The organism is Emticicia sp. BO119 (genome assembly GCF_013912375.1).
In the GTDB taxonomy this organism is placed as follows: Bacteria; Bacteroidota; Bacteroidia; order Cytophagales; family Spirosomataceae; genus Emticicia.
The window spans coordinates 477,407-494,201 of sequence record NZ_JACETV010000004.1 but is presented as its reverse complement, the minus strand read 5'-3'; the positions used below and the strand labels follow the sequence as shown (position 1 = coordinate 494,201).

Below are 16,795 nucleotides of genomic sequence, written 5' to 3'. Positions count from 1 at the left end.
GAAAGCCCAACCGCTTGTTGGGCTTTCTTTGTTTAAGTACGTACGGAATAATGAAAAAATTAGCTTTTTTAATCTTTCTCTTTAGTTTTCAATACTCTTTCGGACAAGAGTTTTTTCGTCTGAAAGCCGATGTTTCTATCAAAGATAAATTGTCTACTGGTGCCTATCGCCTCACTGTGGGAAAAGTTTATTATGATAAACCCACAATGGGTCTTGTTTATAAGCTGCATTTCCCACAAGAAGAAACTATTATCATTAAAGATACTACTTTATACAGACTAAATAAAAAAGACTCATTGCTGGCTTCACAGACGGTTACCATCATGAATGAGTTTTCTATATTTCACTTATCGTTATCTGGTAAACTGGCCGATTATGGTATTAATTCAGGCAAAGTAACCGGCGTGTACAAGATAGAAAAAGTAGAGAAAGATGCTAACGGACGGGTAATTACAACCTGGAAAGTGGTAGAAAAACGGTTGCTGAAGATTCTTGGTAAAATAAAAATGGCTAATATTGACAAAAAATTGGATGCCATTGCGTTTTATGATGTATCGGATAAACTGCTGAGCCAGCAATTTTTCAAGGATTATGTAAATGTGAAAGGTGTCGTTTTTCCACAACAGGTTACGCAGATTTCTTATAATTCTGATGGCACACAAAATATCCAGCAGACAACCTATAAAAATATTGTTATCGATGAAAATGGCGAAGATACTATCTACAATCACTCTATCCCTGTTGCTGCTCTGCCTAAATCAGGCAATAGCCCAAAGTAAAGACGAAATAAGCCTTCATAGAAACGTAATACAACAAGCACCTAAAAGAGTGTATAAAGAGGCAAAGGGCAATAAGAATGAAGTTGAGTATGTCTTTTCAGGTCTTTTCCTGTTTTATAAAACATTCTTCTCATCGCAGGATTTAACAGTCTGTACCTTTACACCTTCCTGTTCTGAATATGGTATATTATCTGTGAAAAAATATGGAGTTGTAATGGGGGGAATCCGAACGATGGACAGGCTGACCCGATGCAATGGTTTAAGCCCTATGAAGTATGAGATTGATATAAAGGCCAAGTTGTTGATTGATAAACCTTAGAAACTGTTTGAGTTAATCTTATTGAATGAAAAAAGTCGATTTTTGTTCAATACTGCGCTTTAAAAATCCTCATTTAGCGCTGCTAAACTCCGGTTTTTAAATCTTGTCTTGAATCAAAAATCGCCGCGTCGGCGGACCGCTCTTTTTATTTTCAAAATTTAACTCAAACAGTTTATTAACCCTGATGAAAAAAACCTTATTACTACTTTTTATTATACTGAAATTCTTAAATTCTACAGCACAAGACCTTTACAACTACGATAATTCTAAAAAATTTGCCGAATATCTCTCTAAATCTGGTCAGTATGAATTAGCTACGCGTGAGTATGAGCGTTTGATTTTCATGCTCCCTCAAAACGATAGCCTTAAAACCTCTCTTTTATCTATGTATCGTCGTTCGGGCAAATTAGATGAGGCATTATTAAGAGGCAGGCAATTATATCCTGATATTACTGTAATGACCTCCCCTTCTGCTGTTGAGTATAGCCGGAGTTTATTACTAAAAACCGATTATAAAACTGCGAGAGAATTCTGGTCCTCTAACACAAAATTATCTCAGCCAGATAAAATAATTTTATCTGCTACTTCTGAAATTCTACAGGATGATTATACGGCCGCGAACGAAATTCTATCGGTCTTAAAAGACGAAGACCATAAGTTAGCAGCAGATTACAAAGCTTTGGCCAGTCAGGCAGTTAAAATTAAAAGGAAGAGCCCTGCCTTAGCTGGTATCATGTCAACTATTGTACCGGGTACTGGGCGTTTTTATACTAAAGACTGGAAAGACGGTATCGTTTCGATGTTTTTTGTGGGCACTATGGCATTTCAGTCTATCAGAGGATTCAACAAAAGCGGAGTAAATAGTACGCGTGGCTGGATATTCGGAGCTGTTGGTTTTGGATTTTACTTAGGTAATATTCATGGCTCCGTAGTTTCTGCAAAGGGATATAATAAAAAAAGCCATCAGAGTATCAGAAACCGAATAGATAATCTGTTTAACAGCTATTTCTGACTCTCTAATCCAAAACTTTTCTCCTTACGTATATTTTACAGGAATTTATGATAAGATATTTAAGCATACTTATTTTGTTTATCCCTTTGCTGGTTCATTCGCAAGACCTGAAAGAAACATTTGATTTTGCGAACGAACTTTACGATAAGAAAGATTATTCAGGTGCAGCCAACACCTATCGAAGAGTGATTTTTTTTGACAAACAAGAGGAGTTCCGAAAACGGTGCTATAAAAACATTGCTGATTGCCTGTATGCTACCCAAAACTATGAAGAAGCAGCAGATTACTATGAACTGGCATTTTATCAGCAAAGAACTGATAGTACAAAAGCAGAGGTATTATTCAGAAAATTATCCTGTTTTTTGATTTTAGGTAATTTTGAGTATGCAGAAATTGAGCTGGTAAATATTCCTGATAAGCTGACAGATGAACAACAAAGGCGAAAAACTTTTTACTCGGCTATTCTGCACTTTTCAACTGAAAAGTACGATGAATCAAAAAAAGAGTTTTTAACCCTGATTGAGCCCAATAATTCAGAAGCCAGACAAAAAATTGAACAATTATTTGTAAAGAATGATAAAATCAGTCGTTTAAGCCCCAAAAAGGCAAAAGTTTTAAGTATTATTCTTCCGGGTTTAGGGCAATTTTATGCAGGAGATGTAAAGAACGGGTTTAATTCATTGTTATTAACTGGTGGGGTAGTTACATGGGGGATTTTAGCTGCGATTGGTAGCCCAGCACCGCTTGATATTTTTATAACAATGGTGCCGTGGTTTCAGCGATATTATATGGGTGGATATAAGAAAGCTGAAGTTATTGCCGAAAACCAGAAAAAGAAACGGAGGTCGAAGGTTTATAACCAGATTTTAGATGAGGTTTCGCAATAAGGGTTGTTACAGTTGGCATTTACAATTAAACCCTCATTTTCGACCGTTTAATATATTTTTCATTCAATTCATGTCAAAAAATAGTGTCAGAATATTTTACATTATCTAATTTTCGGCTTTCAAATTAAAAATCGTTGTTATGAAAAAATTACTTACCATTACTGCTGTTGCAATGCTTTGTTGCATTTTTGCAGAAAACACACAAGCTCAGGCATTTCAAAAAGGAACAAAAAATCTGAATGTGGGTCTTGGATTAGGATACGGAGTAGGCTTAAACGCTTCTGTTGATGTAGGGATACATGAATTAATAAGCGTAGGTGCTATCGGGGCTTTCTCTTCAAGAAATTACAGTTATTATCTTGCAGATAATTTCCGTGTAACTTATATCGCTATTGGTGCCAGAGGAGCTGTGCATATAGGCAAGTTTGTGAATGAAGCACTAAGCATTGATGATGATAAGTTTGACCCTTATATTGGTTTATCAGGAGGGTTCAGAATGGTAAAGTATAACGATGCTTATTCTACTTACTATGGTGGCACAAGTGCCGGTATATTTTTCGGGGGGTATGCAGGGGCTCGTTATTACTTCAAGGATAAATTAGGTGTATATGCCGAGGCTGGCTTCCCTTATACTTCTTTAGGTATTACACTGAAGTTCTGATATGTATTGCTATTAATTGAAGAGGAGGGTGCACTTCAGCTCAACCCTCCTCTTTTGTTTTACAATTATTGTAATTCTCTTATTCTGATATTTCTGAATGACACCATATCGCCATGATCTTGTAAGGCGATTTTGCCTTTGGCGTGTGGTTTGGCGTACTCCCAGGTTGGAAATTTACTTTTGGCTACCATTGAGTGCCAGTCGGTACTACCATATTCATATTCTACTACTTTCTCGCCATTCAGCCAATGCTCAATATGACCGTCTTTGATAATGATTTTCCCCTTGTTCCATTGTCCGGCAGGTTTTACGATGCTGAAATCTTTTGGCGGTTGCAGGTCGTAGTTAGAAGCTGTTTTCTGTGTATCTTTCAATTTAGCCGGATAATTGGCATCGTCAATAATCTGATATTCAGGACCCGACATATAGCTTGATTCCTGATCGAGCGTTTCAATTACTTTATAAATCACTCCACTATTACCTTTTGGTGCTGCTTTAAAGTCAAACTCCAGTTCGTAGTTTTCATATTCTTTGTCTGATACGAGGTCGCCACTACCGCCGTGAGTCATCAGCACGCCGTTCATTACATGCCAGCCTTTCACTTCTTTTGCTTTCCATGTATGCCAGCCGTTAGTAGTTTTTCCATCAAATAATTTAACCCATTTTCCTGTTTGCGCTGAGGCGTTGAGCGCACAAATAGTTAAAGCAGAAATCAATATTTTTTTCATTGTCAGATATTAGGTTGATATATAGTGAAAATTTGTACTAAGAAACGAAATTTACACTTTAAAAATTAATTTTCTTCTATAAAAAACCCACAGAATAATAAACCATATAAGTACATAGACCAAAGCTCCTGCTAAAGAAGCATTCTTAGGTTCGCTGAAATGTGGAGCAATGCCGTAATTATACATCCATGAGATTAAACCGGGGCTTTCTTCAGCGGATTTGTCTGCCACCGGAATTTTTATCATATTCAAGACACGTGGAATGATCCCTGAAAAGAAAAATACTACCATCGGATTCACACCAAAAAACACAAAAGGTTTAGTCCAGAAGTCGAAGCGTATCACGTCTATCAGAAAATACAGAATACCCAATACCAATAATGCCCATCCGGCAGTGAATAATACAAATGAACTTGTCCAGAGTGCCTTATTGATAGGGAAAATCATACCCCATAAGAATCCAACCAAGAGGCATACGGCTCCGGCTACAACCAGATAAATGGTTTTCTTGTTTTTTTCAAAATTATTAGTGAGCAAAGTACCCGTCAGTACACCGGCTATTCCCGTTCCGATAGCAGGTATAGTACTTAAAATTCCCTCAGGGTCCCATGTTTTTGAGGTTGCCCATAGATGCCCCGGCAACAGAAAATTATCTAACCAAGCAGCCAGATTAGTGCCTTTTTCGACATTGGCCGCACCCACACCGGGTACAGGTACCAGTGTCATCAAAGCCCAATAGCCTAACAAACATACCAGCCCTATAATGATTTGAGTAGTAGTGTTGGTAGTGGCATACAAAAAAGATACAATCATATAAACCACGGCAATGCGTTGCAATACCCCCGGAATACGTACTTCTTTGAAGTCTTCGGCCACAAATGCTAAAAGCATCATCAATATAAATAGTCCTGCAGCTATGAAAAACTGTCTCCGTTTATCATACTCGCCTAACAAGGCCATAGTAATCAGAGCAGTAAAGCTTAAGCGAATCAGCATCAATGGTATGCCAGCCAGTGAACCTATATGTATTTTGGAGAAAAAATTGAGAAACAGACCTAAAAGAAAAATCCGTAGTGTGCGCGTGATTATCCGCTCAAAAGTAGAAACATCAAACCTTTTTATAGGCATTGATAAAACTGTAGAGATACCAACAATGAAAAGGAAAAATGGAAATACCAAATCGGTAGGTGTACAACCATGCCATTCGGCATGTTCAAGTGGTGGATAAATATTGCCCCAATCACCTGGATTGTTGACAATTGTCATAAGCATGATGGTCATACCTCTGAGAACGTCTAATGACGTCAGGCGTTGTCTCATTTTCTGGTTAGGTTTATTTTGATGGCAATTTACTAATTATCTGATTGATTTTGTTGCAATTCGGGTCTTTTATCCATTCTGACGACAGCAAGCAAAGAAATTTTTGTAGTTTTGAAACGTCAGTAGTAAAATTGAAAAGTTTCGCTGCCGAGTATCAGAGAATGTTAATTTCTGACTTCTGATACTATTAAGTTGCTCTTTAAATAATTATTCTATCATTCAAAACTACCCTCAAGGGGGCCTTTAATATGCAAATTGGAATTGTTGGTCTTGGTAAAATGGGTTATAATTTAGCCCTCAATTTACGTAATCATGATTACGAAGTAATAGCACAGGATGTGAATGCCGAGTCGGTGAGCAAAATAGGCGAAGAGGGCGGTATTATTCCAGCCAATACATTAAAAGAGGTATGCGAAAAACTGACAGGCAGAAGAGTTGTCTGGTTGATGGTGCCAGCAGGAAGCATTGTTGATAGTGTAATAGAAGAACTACTGAATTACCTTTCGCCCAACGACATCGTGATTGATGGTGGCAACTCTCATTATAAAGAGTCTGTGAAACGTTATACATATCTGAAAAGCAAAGGAATTGATTATTTAGACTGTGGTACCAGTGGTGGTACCAGTGGCGCTTTGCATGGCGCATGTACCATGATTGGCGGAGATAAAGAAACATTTGAATATGTTGAACGTGTATTTAAAGATATATCCTTAGAAAACGGGTACCTCTACACCGGAGCATCCGGAAGCGGGCACTTTGTAAAAATGGTGCATAATGGCATTGAATATGGAATGATGCAAGCCATTGCCGAGGGTTTTGAGGTTTTTGAACGCTCGGAATATGATATTAACTTTGAAGCGGTGGCTAAACTTTTCAATCATGGCTCAGTAGTAAGAAGCTGGTTAATGGAACTGACTGAGAATGCTTTCAGAAAAGACCCGCATCTGGATGCTATCAAAGGTATTATGCACTCATCGGGCGAAGGTAAATGGACACTCGAAACAGCCCTTGATTTAGGTGTGCCAACACCCGTAATTGCTTTGTCTTTGTTGATGCGTTATCGTTCGCAACAGGAAAATACTTTTTCAGGAAAAGTAGTAGCCGCATTGAGAAACGAATTTGGTGGACACGCCGTAGAAAAAGCGAATTAAGATTTTTGCATGGAAGAACTATTGTATGAATATTTTGTGGGTATTGATATTGGCACTACCGCCACCAAAGCTGTTGCTTTCGATAAAAACGGGAATGTGCTGAACCAATTCAGTAGTGGCTATGGCATGACCCACCCACATCCGAACTGGAGCGAACAAAATCCTGAAGAAATCTATGAGGCTTTTCAGAAGTCACTGAGTGTGATTGTCAGCTCATCTACAGCAGCGAAAAGTATTGTGTCTTTCTCATCGGCCATGCACGGGCTGATAGCAGTTGATAGTAATGGCAAACCACTAACTAACCTGATATTATGGGCTGATAATCGGGCCACAGAGTTGGCTAACCGATTGAAATCAACAGATACCGGGCAGGAATTATATCATCGCACAGGTATTCCAATACACCCCTTTTCGGTTTTCAGCAAAATATTATGGCTGAAAGAAAATGAACCTGAGATTTTCAGCAAAACTCATCAGTTTATTGGCATAAAAGAATATCTATGGTTCAGATTATTTGGTGATTATACCATCGATTACTCATTGGCCTCGGGTAGCGGCCTGTTTAATTTCAGAGAATCAAACTGGGATACGCTGGCATTAGAAACGTTGGGAATTTCAGCAAAGCAATTACCTGAGTTAGTTCCGACTACATATATTCAAAAAAACGATAAGAATCCGAATCTGCCTTTAGTCAACTACGTGATTGGTGCAGGTGATGGTCCTTTAGCTAATCTTGGCTCTGGCGCTATGAATCCCGGACAAATGGCTTTTACAATGGGTACGAGCGGGGCAGTAAGAATGTGTATGAGCCAGCCTTATACGGACCCCAAAATGCGGACATTTAATTTTTGTCTTTTTGAAAACCAGTATATCATTGGTGGAGCCACTAATAATGGTGGAATAGTGCTACAATGGCTTGAAGAACAAATACTGGCTTCCAAAAATCCGATTGCCAAACTGATAGAAGAAGCGCAGAAGTTAGAAATAGGCAGCGAAAATCTTTTGTTTCTCCCATACATTTTAGGTGAACGAGCCCCTGTCTGGAATGCAGAGGCCAGAGGTGTATTTTTCGGATTAAGCATTACGCATACACAGGCACATATTGTAAGGGCTGTAATGGAGGGTTTAATACTGAATATGTATTCTATTGGTAAAATACTAATGGAACAACAGGATATTCATACTATTTATGCCAGCGGTGGTTTTGCCAAAAGTGATTTCTGGTTACAATTGGTAGCTGATGTTTTTCAGAAAAAAGTGGCTATCTGTGAAACCGTTGAGGGTTCAGCCTGGGGAGCGGCCTTATTAGCCATGCGGGCACTCAATATGAAAGAGGCCGCTAATAGTGTGGCTGAAGGAAAAGTATTTTTACCCAACAAGACCGTTGCTGAAAGATACAACCAGTTGCATCATAAATTTGAAAGGCTTTATGAAAAGCTGAAAGATGAATTCTGATTGTGTTGTGAGCCGGGCGATGGTCGTTTGAATCTTGCTGTTTTCTATGACGATTCTAAAAGTTATGATATAACTACCCTCTCTGAAAAAGCAATTTGAAATTATGGTAGATACCTGTATTCTTAAAAGTAAAATGCTTGTGCGAAATAAAATTAACTACAAAGCTCATTCCCATACCAAAGAAGTGAGAAATCAATCCAGCAATATCAATACTTTTATTCAGGATAAGTTGCTCTTTGCCAAAAATACCCCATTCATCTAAGAAGTACTTACAATAGAATGCTCCTTTTACTGTAATAAATCCTGATACAAAAGAAACCAATAAGAATTTTATGCCTTCTCTGAATGAGTTTTTAGAATGGCGTTGATTAAAGGCAAAGATTTTAGTGAGGAAGAAGCCAATAATAAAAGCAATGATATAGCCCGTAGCTATTGATAACTCAAAAGAGAAACCGAAGAAATCCTGGGTAAGAGAGCTTACAATTAACTGAATGATTACACCCGAGCAGGCGATTAAGAAATACGAAATCAGTTCTTTATATCTGGCAAGCTTGCCTTCTAATTTTATCACTTTTGTTTCTTTACTTTTTGATTAGTTCACTCTATTAGCAATAGAACGACAAAAGTAAGAAAAATTTATGAGGTGGGTATATTAAATATTGTTAACTGCTTACATGCGGGCGAACGTCTCGTTTGCAATTACTAAAATCGAAAAAGCTTTAATAAAATCTTTCTATCTGAGTATTACTGCGAACGAGACGTTCGCGCCACAAATTTAGTACCTCCAGCTTTTCAGATCAGCTCCTTTAGGCGCAGTTTTCTTTACTTCTTCTGCCCATTTTGGCACAAACATACGATGATAGCGTAATCTTGAAATAGCATTCGGTTGGGTGTGGTCTCCGTTCCAGCAATGTTCGGCTCTGTCGCCATAATCTACTTCTCCATCGTATGAAGGGTTTGATAAACCCTTGAGCATATCTTCTGCCAGATACACAGCATTATTCAGGTAGTAGTTATCCATATCTCCACAATAAATATGTATTCTACCCTTCCACTTTTCACCGTTTTTAGCCCAGTCTCTTTTCAGGATGTAGGCTAAATCATAATTTTCTTTCCAGTAGTTTGCTACTTCTTTATCTATCACACCTGTTTCTTTATCCCAGATTCGCTTAGGATACCCGTCTTTACCTACAGGCGAATAAACTGCTTCCCAGATGTCGAATTGCTGGCCACTACGTGTCTTTGTACCTAATGCCAATTCCCGCATATTCATTTCCTGTACTGTGGCTGATACCTGCCCAAGATAATCTCTGTGTCCGGGCTTGGCTAATTTTTTGAACTGGCTATCATACCAGTAGGCATTTTTATCTTCGTAGATGTTTACGGTTGTAAAGGCTCTGAAATCAATCGGGTCAGGGCAAGCCGCGTAACAACCATTATATTGGTCAGGATATTTTACCTGCACAGCCAATGCCTCCCAGCCACCTGTCGAGCCGCCGTAGGTAAATCTTGCCCAACCTTCGCCAATACCTCTGAATCTTTTTTCTATCTCAGGAATCAGTTCGTAGGTAATGGCATCGCCGTATGGCCCGATATTCTCTGAGTTTACGGCATAAGAATCGTCATAGAACTGGCAAGCATGCTGAATCTCAATGGCAAGTACACGTGGAAAATCTTTACCTGTCCACATTTTATAAAAATCATAGGCTTCCTGCTGTACTATTTTGTTATAGCCATAGAGTTTAAAACGCGCATTATAATCATCAGTTTTTAGATTTTCATCTGGTGGAACAGTCCGGAAGCCATCAAAATCATCTGGAAAATGGCCATGAAAGATAGCTAAAGGATACTTTACATCTGGATGTTCGTCAAACCCCTCAGGTAGCAGAATATGTGCCCCTAAATACATAGGCCTGCCCCAGAACTCAGTCAGCAGTTTACTTTGAATCTTAATATGTTTAATATACTTGGTATCCTTCGGCTCTTCAATCGGAGGTATTATCTGATCTAAACTTAATTTTACTACCGAAGCACTTTTAGGGTCAAATTTTATTTTGACAGGTTTTGAGTAAAGATTGCCCGGTGCTCTGTTCCATTGTTGCCCTTCTCCTCTATCCATTGGCATTTTTACAGTATGCCCGTCTTTACGATGAAAGGTTTCATATTTATGTAATAGCACCTGTACATAGTATTCTCCGGCAGGTATTTCTTTCATAGATCTCTTGGGGTAGCCAAATCCATTGGCATTATTCACTATCTTGGCCTGAGCACCATTCCAGTTTTCAGCATCTATGCCAAATACCAGTTGGGTGTTCAGGGCGTCGGTTACATCAAAGCGTGGCTCTCTGGTAGCATTAGTTGAGAGCATTACCAATAGCCTGCCATCTAATAAACCTTGCTGATTGGGTGCTGTAATAGAAAACTGTGTCTGTGCAAAGGCACCTGCCGATAAAAGCAGAAAAGCCCAAATGAGATTTTTCTTCATGAGAGTTTAGTTTAGTAATGTATTTGTCTGTTAATGGTGTTGCTTGCCATACTTTTTCAAAGCAGTCTGTACATCCATTTTCGGGGCGCGAATAAGGCCGTTGCCTGTTTTTTCTCCGGCTTTTATATCAATATTATGAATATCGTATTCTTTTCCGCCTAAATCAAGCATGATTACATCAAAAGTAAAAGCAGTTTCGGTATTAGCTATAAACCAATGGATATTATTTTTTTCATCTGAAATTGATGAACTACTGCCTACTTTAGCCGTTTTCTCAATGGTGGGTTTTATAAACAGGTTTTTATCGTCTTCGTGCACTTTATCATAATGTTTCAATGCAAATTCTCCTTTTAAAACCAGATGAGCCGACGACATATTAGAATGCCCATGAGGAATAATGGCGCGGTCTTTTTTCATCCCAAATATTTTCTTGATGAATACCGTCTTTTCAGGTAAGCCATCCAGTTTTGGGAACATAATCATTTTGGTATTGACACCTAAATCGGGATACTCAAAGTTTCTGGTTAGCGTTTCAAAATCTATGAATTTCAGCATTTCATCTAATGGTATATGATTGAAAAGTTTCTCAACCTGACTTTGCCAGAGTACCGGAGAAATCTTTTCCAGTTTTAAATCATTACAGATTTCACTCAATTGCTTTGCCCAATGGTTGGCAATAGGAGCTACCGGCCTTGCAAAAGCCTGTGAGCTAAAAAGGCTTTGCAGAAGAAAATAGTTGAGGGCTGTACCCAGCATTTGTTTACCAAAATCCCGTCTGTTTTGTGTTTCCATTGATTTACTTTTCTTTAGGTGTATATTGGTTTGCACGTATGTTTTTTTCTGCAAGAGTTACAATTTCTATAATTCTTTTCTTGCGGGTTTCTTCTTGTCTGGCATTGAGCAGCCATTCTAAAATACTTCTTTTTACCGACCTGGGAAAGGCATCAAAATAAGTCTTTGCTGTCCGGTTATTATCTAATGCTGTTTGTAAATCTGCTGGATTTATCAGGTTTTCAACATCGTCAAGGGCTGTCCAGTAACCATTCTCTTTGGCAAAATCAATTATTTTTAGCCCTGCCTCTGTCATTAAGCCTGTCTCTATCAGTTTTTCAACTTTAGCTTTATTCACTCTGCTCCAATTGCTTTTAGGGTTACGCCTCGCAAAAAACTGATAATAATATTCTTCATTACCGCTTTTAATTGAGCTATCAACCCACGCAAAGCAAAGTGCTTCGTCTACTGCTTCATCATACGAAACACTGGGTATCTGGCTTTGCTTTTTATAGATTTTAATCCAGACATTCTTTTCTTTATCATGATTCTCCATCAGCCATTCTCTCCAGGCCTGCCGATTCTCAAAAGTTAATGCATTTGTATAATCGTTGCCTGCCATCGCCTATTCTATTTAATAATTGGAAGTTTAAGACTATTAATGATTGTTGACAAACAATAGATTTTCTATCGGCTTTTACCTAAGCCGTATCATTAGCGTAAGTCAGAAAAGAGAGGCTCATCGGTTTGTGTGTAACTGTATTGAGGTAGAGATACCTTCAACAAATATACTTATCGTTTAGCAAGGCAGAAAGTACAAACGCAATTTTAATTTTACGTGTTTTTAGGGTAGTATGGCTTTTAAAAATAATCTCTTACTTAAATAGTTCTTTCTTCGATAACGGAATTTCCTGATTACCTAATATCACACTTTTAGAGTTATATTTGTCAATTTTATCTTTATTTACTATAAAAGCCCGGTGGGTTTGAATGAATTTTGTAGCTGGCAGCGTCTCTATAATTTGTGAGATGGTCGAACGGGATTTATACGTTTTCTCATCAGTATGAAAGAGTAAATAGTTTCCCTCTGATTCGATATAATTGATTTCTTCTAATGGCAATTCGACCTTATATTCTCCATCTTTTACCAGAATGGCGGGCTTAGGTCGGTCTTCCTTTGCCGATTTGATGATTGCTAATTCGACAGAGGCGATTAAATCACTATTTTTGAAAGGTTTTGTCAGATAAGAATAGGGCGAAGTGGCCACCGCTTCACTGATAATTCTGGCGTTTTCGTAGGCGGTAAGATAGATAAACGGGACTTTTTGTTTATTTTGAATAAGTTGTCCTAAACTAATACCATCTATTTCACCATCACCGAGATTGATGTCGAGAATGGCAAGGTCAACGGATTCTTTATTGAGAATTGTCATTGCCTCGCTGGCATTTTTTGCTTCTACAACCTGATATCCATTTTCCAGTAAAATTTTTTTAGTCAATCTTCTGTTCAGAAAATCATCTTCTACAATCAAAATTACTGTTGAATTCATTTTAAAAATAAATTTTCAGTTCAAAACCTTTTTTGGAATTTGTTTCAATATTGCCATTCAGTTGGTCTATCAATCCTTTCATGATTTCTACGCCAAGCCCTTTTGTTTCTACATTTATAAAATCAAAACCTTTACCATTATCAATATAATGTAAACATTTCTTTCTTGAAGCTTCGTCCTCAATAATCTCGATATTCATAATGCCATTATTCTGGTTTTTGAAGGCATGTTTCATGCTATTGCTTATTAATTCTACAATAATTAAACCCAAAGGCAGAGCCTTTGATATAGGCAACGTTTTGATTTTACAGGTAACAAACAAACTTACATTTTTCAGTTTGTTATCATAGGAGTTTTTGACAAGCTCTGAAAGGTCTGTTATATATCTTTTCAAATCAACATCATTGACACTGTCATTCAAATCCAGTTTTTTATGAAGCAGCGCAATTGAATGAATCCGGTTCTGGTTACTCTTAATCAGGTCATCAATATTACTATGATTAACCGACTCTTTCTGAATTTCCAGAATACTGATAACGTATTGCAGGTTGTTTTTTACCCGGTGCTGCAATTCAGAAAGAAGAATCTGTTTTTGCTCAATCGTTTTTTCAATTTCTTCTTTCTGAAGACTTATTTCTCTGTTTTTATCTTGCAGAATAGCATTGCCTTTTTGTTTCTGACGATTATTTCGTAAGAGGACTAATGTCAGAAATCCTAAAAAAACAAGGAATCCTATGAGTGCGTTCTGTCTGATTGAGTTATCGTAATCTTTTTTTGCTGCTTTTAAATCAAGCTCATGTTGTTGTATGGCGCTTACAATGTTCTGCGTCTGAATAATTCTTGTGGTTGTGTAAAGGCTGTCATTGGCTGTATTAAAAATTTTCAGATACGTAATAGCTTTTGACGGATTTGTACGTTCATAAATCTGAGCTAAAAGTTTTGCTGCGCTGGCCGTGAGAACCAGGTTTTTGAATTTTCTGCCGCCATTTAAGGCTCTTTCAGCATAAAAAATAGCTGAGTCAGGTTCATTTATTGCATAAAAAACCCCTGCTAAATCAGCCGACTGTTCTGATTCTAAAAAAGAATTACCTACTTTATTCGAAAAATTAATAGCAGTTTTTAAGTATTGCAGTGCCGGATTATAGTTTTTTCGTTTTTTTTCTACTCTTCCCATAATCGCATTTGCATACGATACTTCGAGCGGTACATTCAGTTTTCTGCAGTTAATATCTACTATCCTGGCATAGTACATGGCAGAGTCTAAAACATTCAGGTTTTCGTAAACCTCACCAATATTATGGTATATCAGCCATTTTCCATTATTCGGAAGAGAATTAATCTGAGGATGATGATAGGCTTTCAGCAGCCATTCTAACCGATGTTTGCTATCCTGCTGTTTTTCGTAAACAAGTGCTATCAGATTGTAAAATACCAATTCTAATGAGGGGTATTTTGTCTGGCTTAACTGCAAGCCTTCATAAGCTGCCTGCATACCGTTTTGCCAGTCGCCGGTTATGGTTAATACAAAACTTAAAGCCTGTAAAGAGATAAGTTCACCATAAGTATAATTAAGTTTCCTGGCAAGAGTAATTGCCTGGTTTGCATATTGAACCGCCTGGTTAGGCGCTGTCATTGTATAATACCTTGCCAACCGCCATGAATTGATAACTGCATTGGTGTCTTCTACAAATACAGCCAATTCCTGCTTTAACCCAACCACCTCTTTTGTACTTAAATTAAGCGGTTGCCCAAACCCGGGTATAGTTGTGAAGATTAAAATTGAACCTATTAATTTAATAATCAATTTCATGAACCGTTGATTTATAATAACGCCTTTACGTCACCTTCCACAGATTTTCGCCGTTGCCGGGGTCATATAAACAGACCGCTACGCTAAAATATCAAAAAAAGGCAAAAATTTTATAAGCTTTTGAACTATCTATCAACGAAAACAAATTGTCATTTTATTACGACAAGTATAAATTGATTATAGATATTAAAGCTATCTATTTGCTGAATTTCCTTATTTATACCATAAATATCCTGCCCTAACACAGAATAACTGATCAAAGGTATCAATTAATAGAAATCATATCTGCCAAGCATAAGATAACCTAAGATAACGAAGTGTGAATATACAAAATAACTTTGTTTCTCTGTTTTCAATTCTGGTATTCTCGAGCTATTTTATGCCTGAGAATACCAGAATTGAATTGGTTATTGGGGTTTAGATAATATATTGATGTTGCTTATTTTATTCTTCCAGTTAGAATCTGCAACCCAGTCTGAAGTTAATTCAAGGCTTTTGCCATTATTAGGGCCATTTTCGTAGATAACAATTTTATAACCGGCGGGTACTTTGATAGAGTTAATTTTATCGTTCCACGCCATATTGCTTGCAGCAGACCAATTACCGGCTATATCAAGTTTTTCGCCTGTAAAATTAGTTGATTTATAGAGACCAATCATATTTGGCTCAACCGAGATATAACTTATTCTACCCCCAAACGTGGCATCTCCCTTCCAATCTGAGTATAATACTTTGCTGTTACCGGCTGGTTTTCCTCCATTAACATGTTCATAAATAGTTACTTTATACCCGGCAGGTATTTTGATAGACATCGTTCTATCATTCCAGGGTGTGCCAACTGCCGACCAATTACCTGAAACATTCAGGCTCTCTCCTCCAAAATTGGCTGATTTATAAACGGTTATCTGAGCCTTCAGATTTGTTATACCAACAAATACTAAGGCCATGAAAGATAATGCTACTTTTGTTTTCATTTTTTTATTTTTTATAAGGGTACGTGATTTTTGCCTACTCTAAAACAGCATTTTCGGCTTCCTGCTTTATTGATACAGCTAACCTACTTATTAGATACAGACCAGTAAAATTTCCGGGATAGAAACCCGATTTCAGGGATAGATTGAAGCATTCACTCATTAAAAGTGTATAAAAGGCTATAATAACCTTATAGAGGCTATAGATGGAGTCTTTTATTTTAGTTGTCCTATTTTAAAGATTACAGGAAGAGTTTCGAGGCAGACCCGTTTATCCCGGACTGATAATGGCATAAGACTTTGAAGAAATTATAAATTGCTTATACAAAAGCAGAAAAAACAGTAAAGTATGTACTAAAAAAAAGATACAGAATAAAATTCGGGAAGGCTAAAAAAAACTGAAACATTACTGACATACTGTTGTCAATGGGTGGTAGTACCTTTGTTATGGAAATAATAAAAGACCTTAATTATGGAACTATTAACAACTCTTCAATGGATTTTAGTAGCGCTTTTTGTAGGGCCTACTTTTTATTACGGTTATGTAAAAATGATTGCAGAACCTGCTAAAATCAAAAAGTTTTCAGCGTGGGGCTATCCGATAAAAATAATGCAGGTGATAGGTGTAGTAGAGATCATCGGAGCTGTATCTATTCTTTTCCCCGAACTCCGCCTGGCTGGCATTGCCATCTGGACAGTTATATTAACCGGAGCTGTTTTTACTAATATCTTGCATCGTGAACCCAAAAAGGAATTATTTACTGTGCTGACTGTGTTGGCACATCTGACGCTTATTCTGGCCTTGAATGTCTGGCTAAGTACTACTATCAAATAAAACAATTAATCCACGCAACTATTAAAATTAATCCACACACACCGCTACCTTTTCTATACAT

Annotated in this window: 17 protein-coding genes; 8 read left to right on the top strand and 9 right to left on the bottom strand. The window is 37.5% G+C overall.

The annotated features are described in order from the left end of the window. Window positions 1–50 precede the first annotated feature (50 nt). The 5 genes from H1R81_RS15950 to H1R81_RS15930 all read left to right on the top strand — a co-directional run bounded on the left by H1R81_RS15950 (window position 51) and on the right by H1R81_RS15930 (window position 3,658). Window positions 51–779: a hypothetical protein gene (locus tag H1R81_RS15950; protein WP_181841735.1), complete on the top strand. Its 729-nt coding sequence runs from the start codon at window positions 51–53 to the stop codon at window positions 777–779. Continuing rightward, window positions 742–1,098 carry a membrane protein insertion efficiency factor YidD gene (gene yidD / locus H1R81_RS15945; protein WP_229251139.1) on the top strand — a complete coding sequence of 119 codons (357 nt, stop codon included), beginning with the start codon at window positions 742–744 and terminating at the stop codon, window positions 1,096–1,098. Before H1R81_RS15950 ends, yidD begins: the two co-directional genes overlap by 38 nt. 184 nt (window positions 1,099–1,282) lie before the next feature. Continuing rightward, complete coding sequence (locus H1R81_RS15940; protein WP_181841733.1) at window positions 1,283–2,110, top strand: lipopolysaccharide assembly protein LapB; 828 nt, start codon at window positions 1,283–1,285, stop codon at window positions 2,108–2,110. Window positions 2,111–2,157: 47 nt separating this feature from the next. Then, window positions 2,158–2,997, top strand: coding sequence for a tol-pal system YbgF family protein (locus H1R81_RS15935; RefSeq protein WP_181841732.1), 840 nt, complete (start codon window positions 2,158–2,160; stop codon window positions 2,995–2,997). Between the two features lie 139 nt (window positions 2,998–3,136). Next, entirely contained in the window at window positions 3,137–3,658 is a 522-nt protein-coding gene (locus tag H1R81_RS15930) for a hypothetical protein (RefSeq protein ID WP_181841731.1), read from the top strand. Window positions 3,659–3,723: 65 nt separating this feature from the next. Here the strand turns inward: H1R81_RS15930 and H1R81_RS15925 are convergent, their stop codons facing one another. After that, complete coding sequence (locus tag H1R81_RS15925; RefSeq protein WP_181841730.1) at window positions 3,724–4,386, bottom strand: DUF1080 domain-containing protein; 663 nt, start codon at window positions 4,384–4,386, stop codon at window positions 3,724–3,726. Between the two features lie 51 nt (window positions 4,387–4,437). Next, entirely contained in the window at window positions 4,438–5,706 is a 1,269-nt protein-coding gene (locus H1R81_RS15920; RefSeq protein ID WP_181841729.1) for an acyltransferase family protein, read from the bottom strand. A 248-nt stretch (window positions 5,707–5,954) separates the two neighbouring features. On the opposite strand from H1R81_RS15920, the gene gnd reads away from it, so the two are divergent. Then, window positions 5,955–6,857 (top strand): phosphogluconate dehydrogenase (NAD(+)-dependent, decarboxylating), encoded by a 903-nt coding sequence (gnd, locus tag H1R81_RS15915; RefSeq protein ID WP_181841728.1) that lies wholly within the window; start codon window positions 5,955–5,957, stop codon window positions 6,855–6,857. A gap of 9 nt (window positions 6,858–6,866) precedes the next feature. Next, window positions 6,867–8,312, top strand: a complete 1,446-nt coding sequence (locus H1R81_RS15910; RefSeq protein WP_181841727.1) for a gluconokinase — start codon at window positions 6,867–6,869, stop codon at window positions 8,310–8,312. A 73-nt stretch (window positions 8,313–8,385) separates the two neighbouring features. On the opposite strand, the gene H1R81_RS15905 is transcribed toward H1R81_RS15910, so the two are convergent. From H1R81_RS15905 to H1R81_RS15875, 7 genes are all read right to left on the bottom strand, one after another. Next, window positions 8,386–8,883: a GtrA family protein gene (locus H1R81_RS15905; protein WP_181841726.1), complete on the bottom strand. Its 498-nt coding sequence runs from the start codon at window positions 8,881–8,883 to the stop codon at window positions 8,386–8,388. A 204-nt stretch (window positions 8,884–9,087) separates the two neighbouring features. Then, on the bottom strand, window positions 9,088–10,797 hold the full coding sequence (locus H1R81_RS15900; RefSeq protein WP_181841725.1) for a hypothetical protein: 1,710 nt from the start codon (window positions 10,795–10,797) through the stop codon (window positions 9,088–9,090). Window positions 10,798–10,827: 30 nt separating this feature from the next. Next, window positions 10,828–11,589 carry a hypothetical protein gene (locus H1R81_RS15895; RefSeq protein ID WP_229251138.1) on the bottom strand — a complete coding sequence of 254 codons (762 nt, stop codon included), beginning with the start codon at window positions 11,587–11,589 and terminating at the stop codon, window positions 10,828–10,830. A 4-nt stretch (window positions 11,590–11,593) separates the two neighbouring features. Continuing rightward, window positions 11,594–12,190 (bottom strand): YdeI family protein, encoded by a 597-nt coding sequence (locus tag H1R81_RS15890; RefSeq protein ID WP_181841724.1) that lies wholly within the window; start codon window positions 12,188–12,190, stop codon window positions 11,594–11,596. Between the two features lie 253 nt (window positions 12,191–12,443). After that, window positions 12,444–13,118, bottom strand: coding sequence for a LytTR family DNA-binding domain-containing protein (locus tag H1R81_RS15885; RefSeq protein ID WP_181841723.1), 675 nt, complete (start codon window positions 13,116–13,118; stop codon window positions 12,444–12,446). Between the two features lies 1 nt (window position 13,119). Then, complete coding sequence (locus H1R81_RS15880; protein ID WP_181841722.1) at window positions 13,120–14,928, bottom strand: sensor histidine kinase; 1,809 nt, start codon at window positions 14,926–14,928, stop codon at window positions 13,120–13,122. A 407-nt stretch (window positions 14,929–15,335) separates the two neighbouring features. Further along, on the bottom strand, window positions 15,336–15,902 hold the full coding sequence (locus H1R81_RS15875; RefSeq protein ID WP_181841721.1) for a beta/gamma crystallin domain-containing protein: 567 nt from the start codon (window positions 15,900–15,902) through the stop codon (window positions 15,336–15,338). A 469-nt stretch (window positions 15,903–16,371) separates the two neighbouring features. Between H1R81_RS15875 and H1R81_RS15870 the strand changes: the two genes are divergently transcribed. After that, complete coding sequence (locus H1R81_RS15870) at window positions 16,372–16,734, top strand: DoxX family protein (RefSeq protein ID WP_181841720.1); 363 nt, start codon at window positions 16,372–16,374, stop codon at window positions 16,732–16,734. Window positions 16,735–16,795: the final 61 nt, after the last annotated feature.

What these genes read in the sequence shown, in the direction of transcription:
- H1R81_RS15950 (WP_181841735.1), top strand. Translation starts at nt 51, where the DNA reads ATGAAAAAATTAGCTTTTTTAATCTTTCTCTTTAGTTTTCAATACTCT.
- H1R81_RS15940 (WP_181841733.1), top strand. Translation starts at nt 1,283, where the DNA reads ATGAAAAAAACCTTATTACTACTTTTTATTATACTGAAATTCTTAAAT.
- H1R81_RS15935 (WP_181841732.1), top strand. Translation starts at nt 2,158, where the DNA reads ATGATAAGATATTTAAGCATACTTATTTTGTTTATCCCTTTGCTGGTT.
- H1R81_RS15930 (WP_181841731.1), top strand. Translation starts at nt 3,137, where the DNA reads ATGAAAAAATTACTTACCATTACTGCTGTTGCAATGCTTTGTTGCATT.
- H1R81_RS15925 (WP_181841730.1), bottom strand. Translation starts at nt 4,386, where the DNA reads ATGAAAAAAATATTGATTTCTGCTTTAACTATTTGTGCGCTCAACGCC.
- H1R81_RS15920 (WP_181841729.1), bottom strand. Translation starts at nt 5,706, where the DNA reads ATGAGACAACGCCTGACGTCATTAGACGTTCTCAGAGGTATGACCATC.
- gnd (WP_181841728.1), top strand. Translation starts at nt 5,955, where the DNA reads ATGCAAATTGGAATTGTTGGTCTTGGTAAAATGGGTTATAATTTAGCC.
- H1R81_RS15910 (WP_181841727.1), top strand. Translation starts at nt 6,867, where the DNA reads ATGGAAGAACTATTGTATGAATATTTTGTGGGTATTGATATTGGCACT.
- H1R81_RS15900 (WP_181841725.1), bottom strand. Translation starts at nt 10,797, where the DNA reads ATGAAGAAAAATCTCATTTGGGCTTTTCTGCTTTTATCGGCAGGTGCC.
- H1R81_RS15895 (WP_229251138.1), bottom strand. Translation starts at nt 11,589, where the DNA reads ATGGAAACACAAAACAGACGGGATTTTGGTAAACAAATGCTGGGTACA.
- H1R81_RS15890 (WP_181841724.1), bottom strand. Translation starts at nt 12,190, where the DNA reads ATGGCAGGCAACGATTATACAAATGCATTAACTTTTGAGAATCGGCAG.
- H1R81_RS15885 (WP_181841723.1), bottom strand. Translation starts at nt 13,118, where the DNA reads ATGAATTCAACAGTAATTTTGATTGTAGAAGATGATTTTCTGAACAGA.
- H1R81_RS15880 (WP_181841722.1), bottom strand. Translation starts at nt 14,928, where the DNA reads ATGAAATTGATTATTAAATTAATAGGTTCAATTTTAATCTTCACAACT.
- H1R81_RS15875 (WP_181841721.1), bottom strand. Translation starts at nt 15,902, where the DNA reads ATGAAAACAAAAGTAGCATTATCTTTCATGGCCTTAGTATTTGTTGGT.
- H1R81_RS15870 (WP_181841720.1), top strand. Translation starts at nt 16,372, where the DNA reads ATGGAACTATTAACAACTCTTCAATGGATTTTAGTAGCGCTTTTTGTA.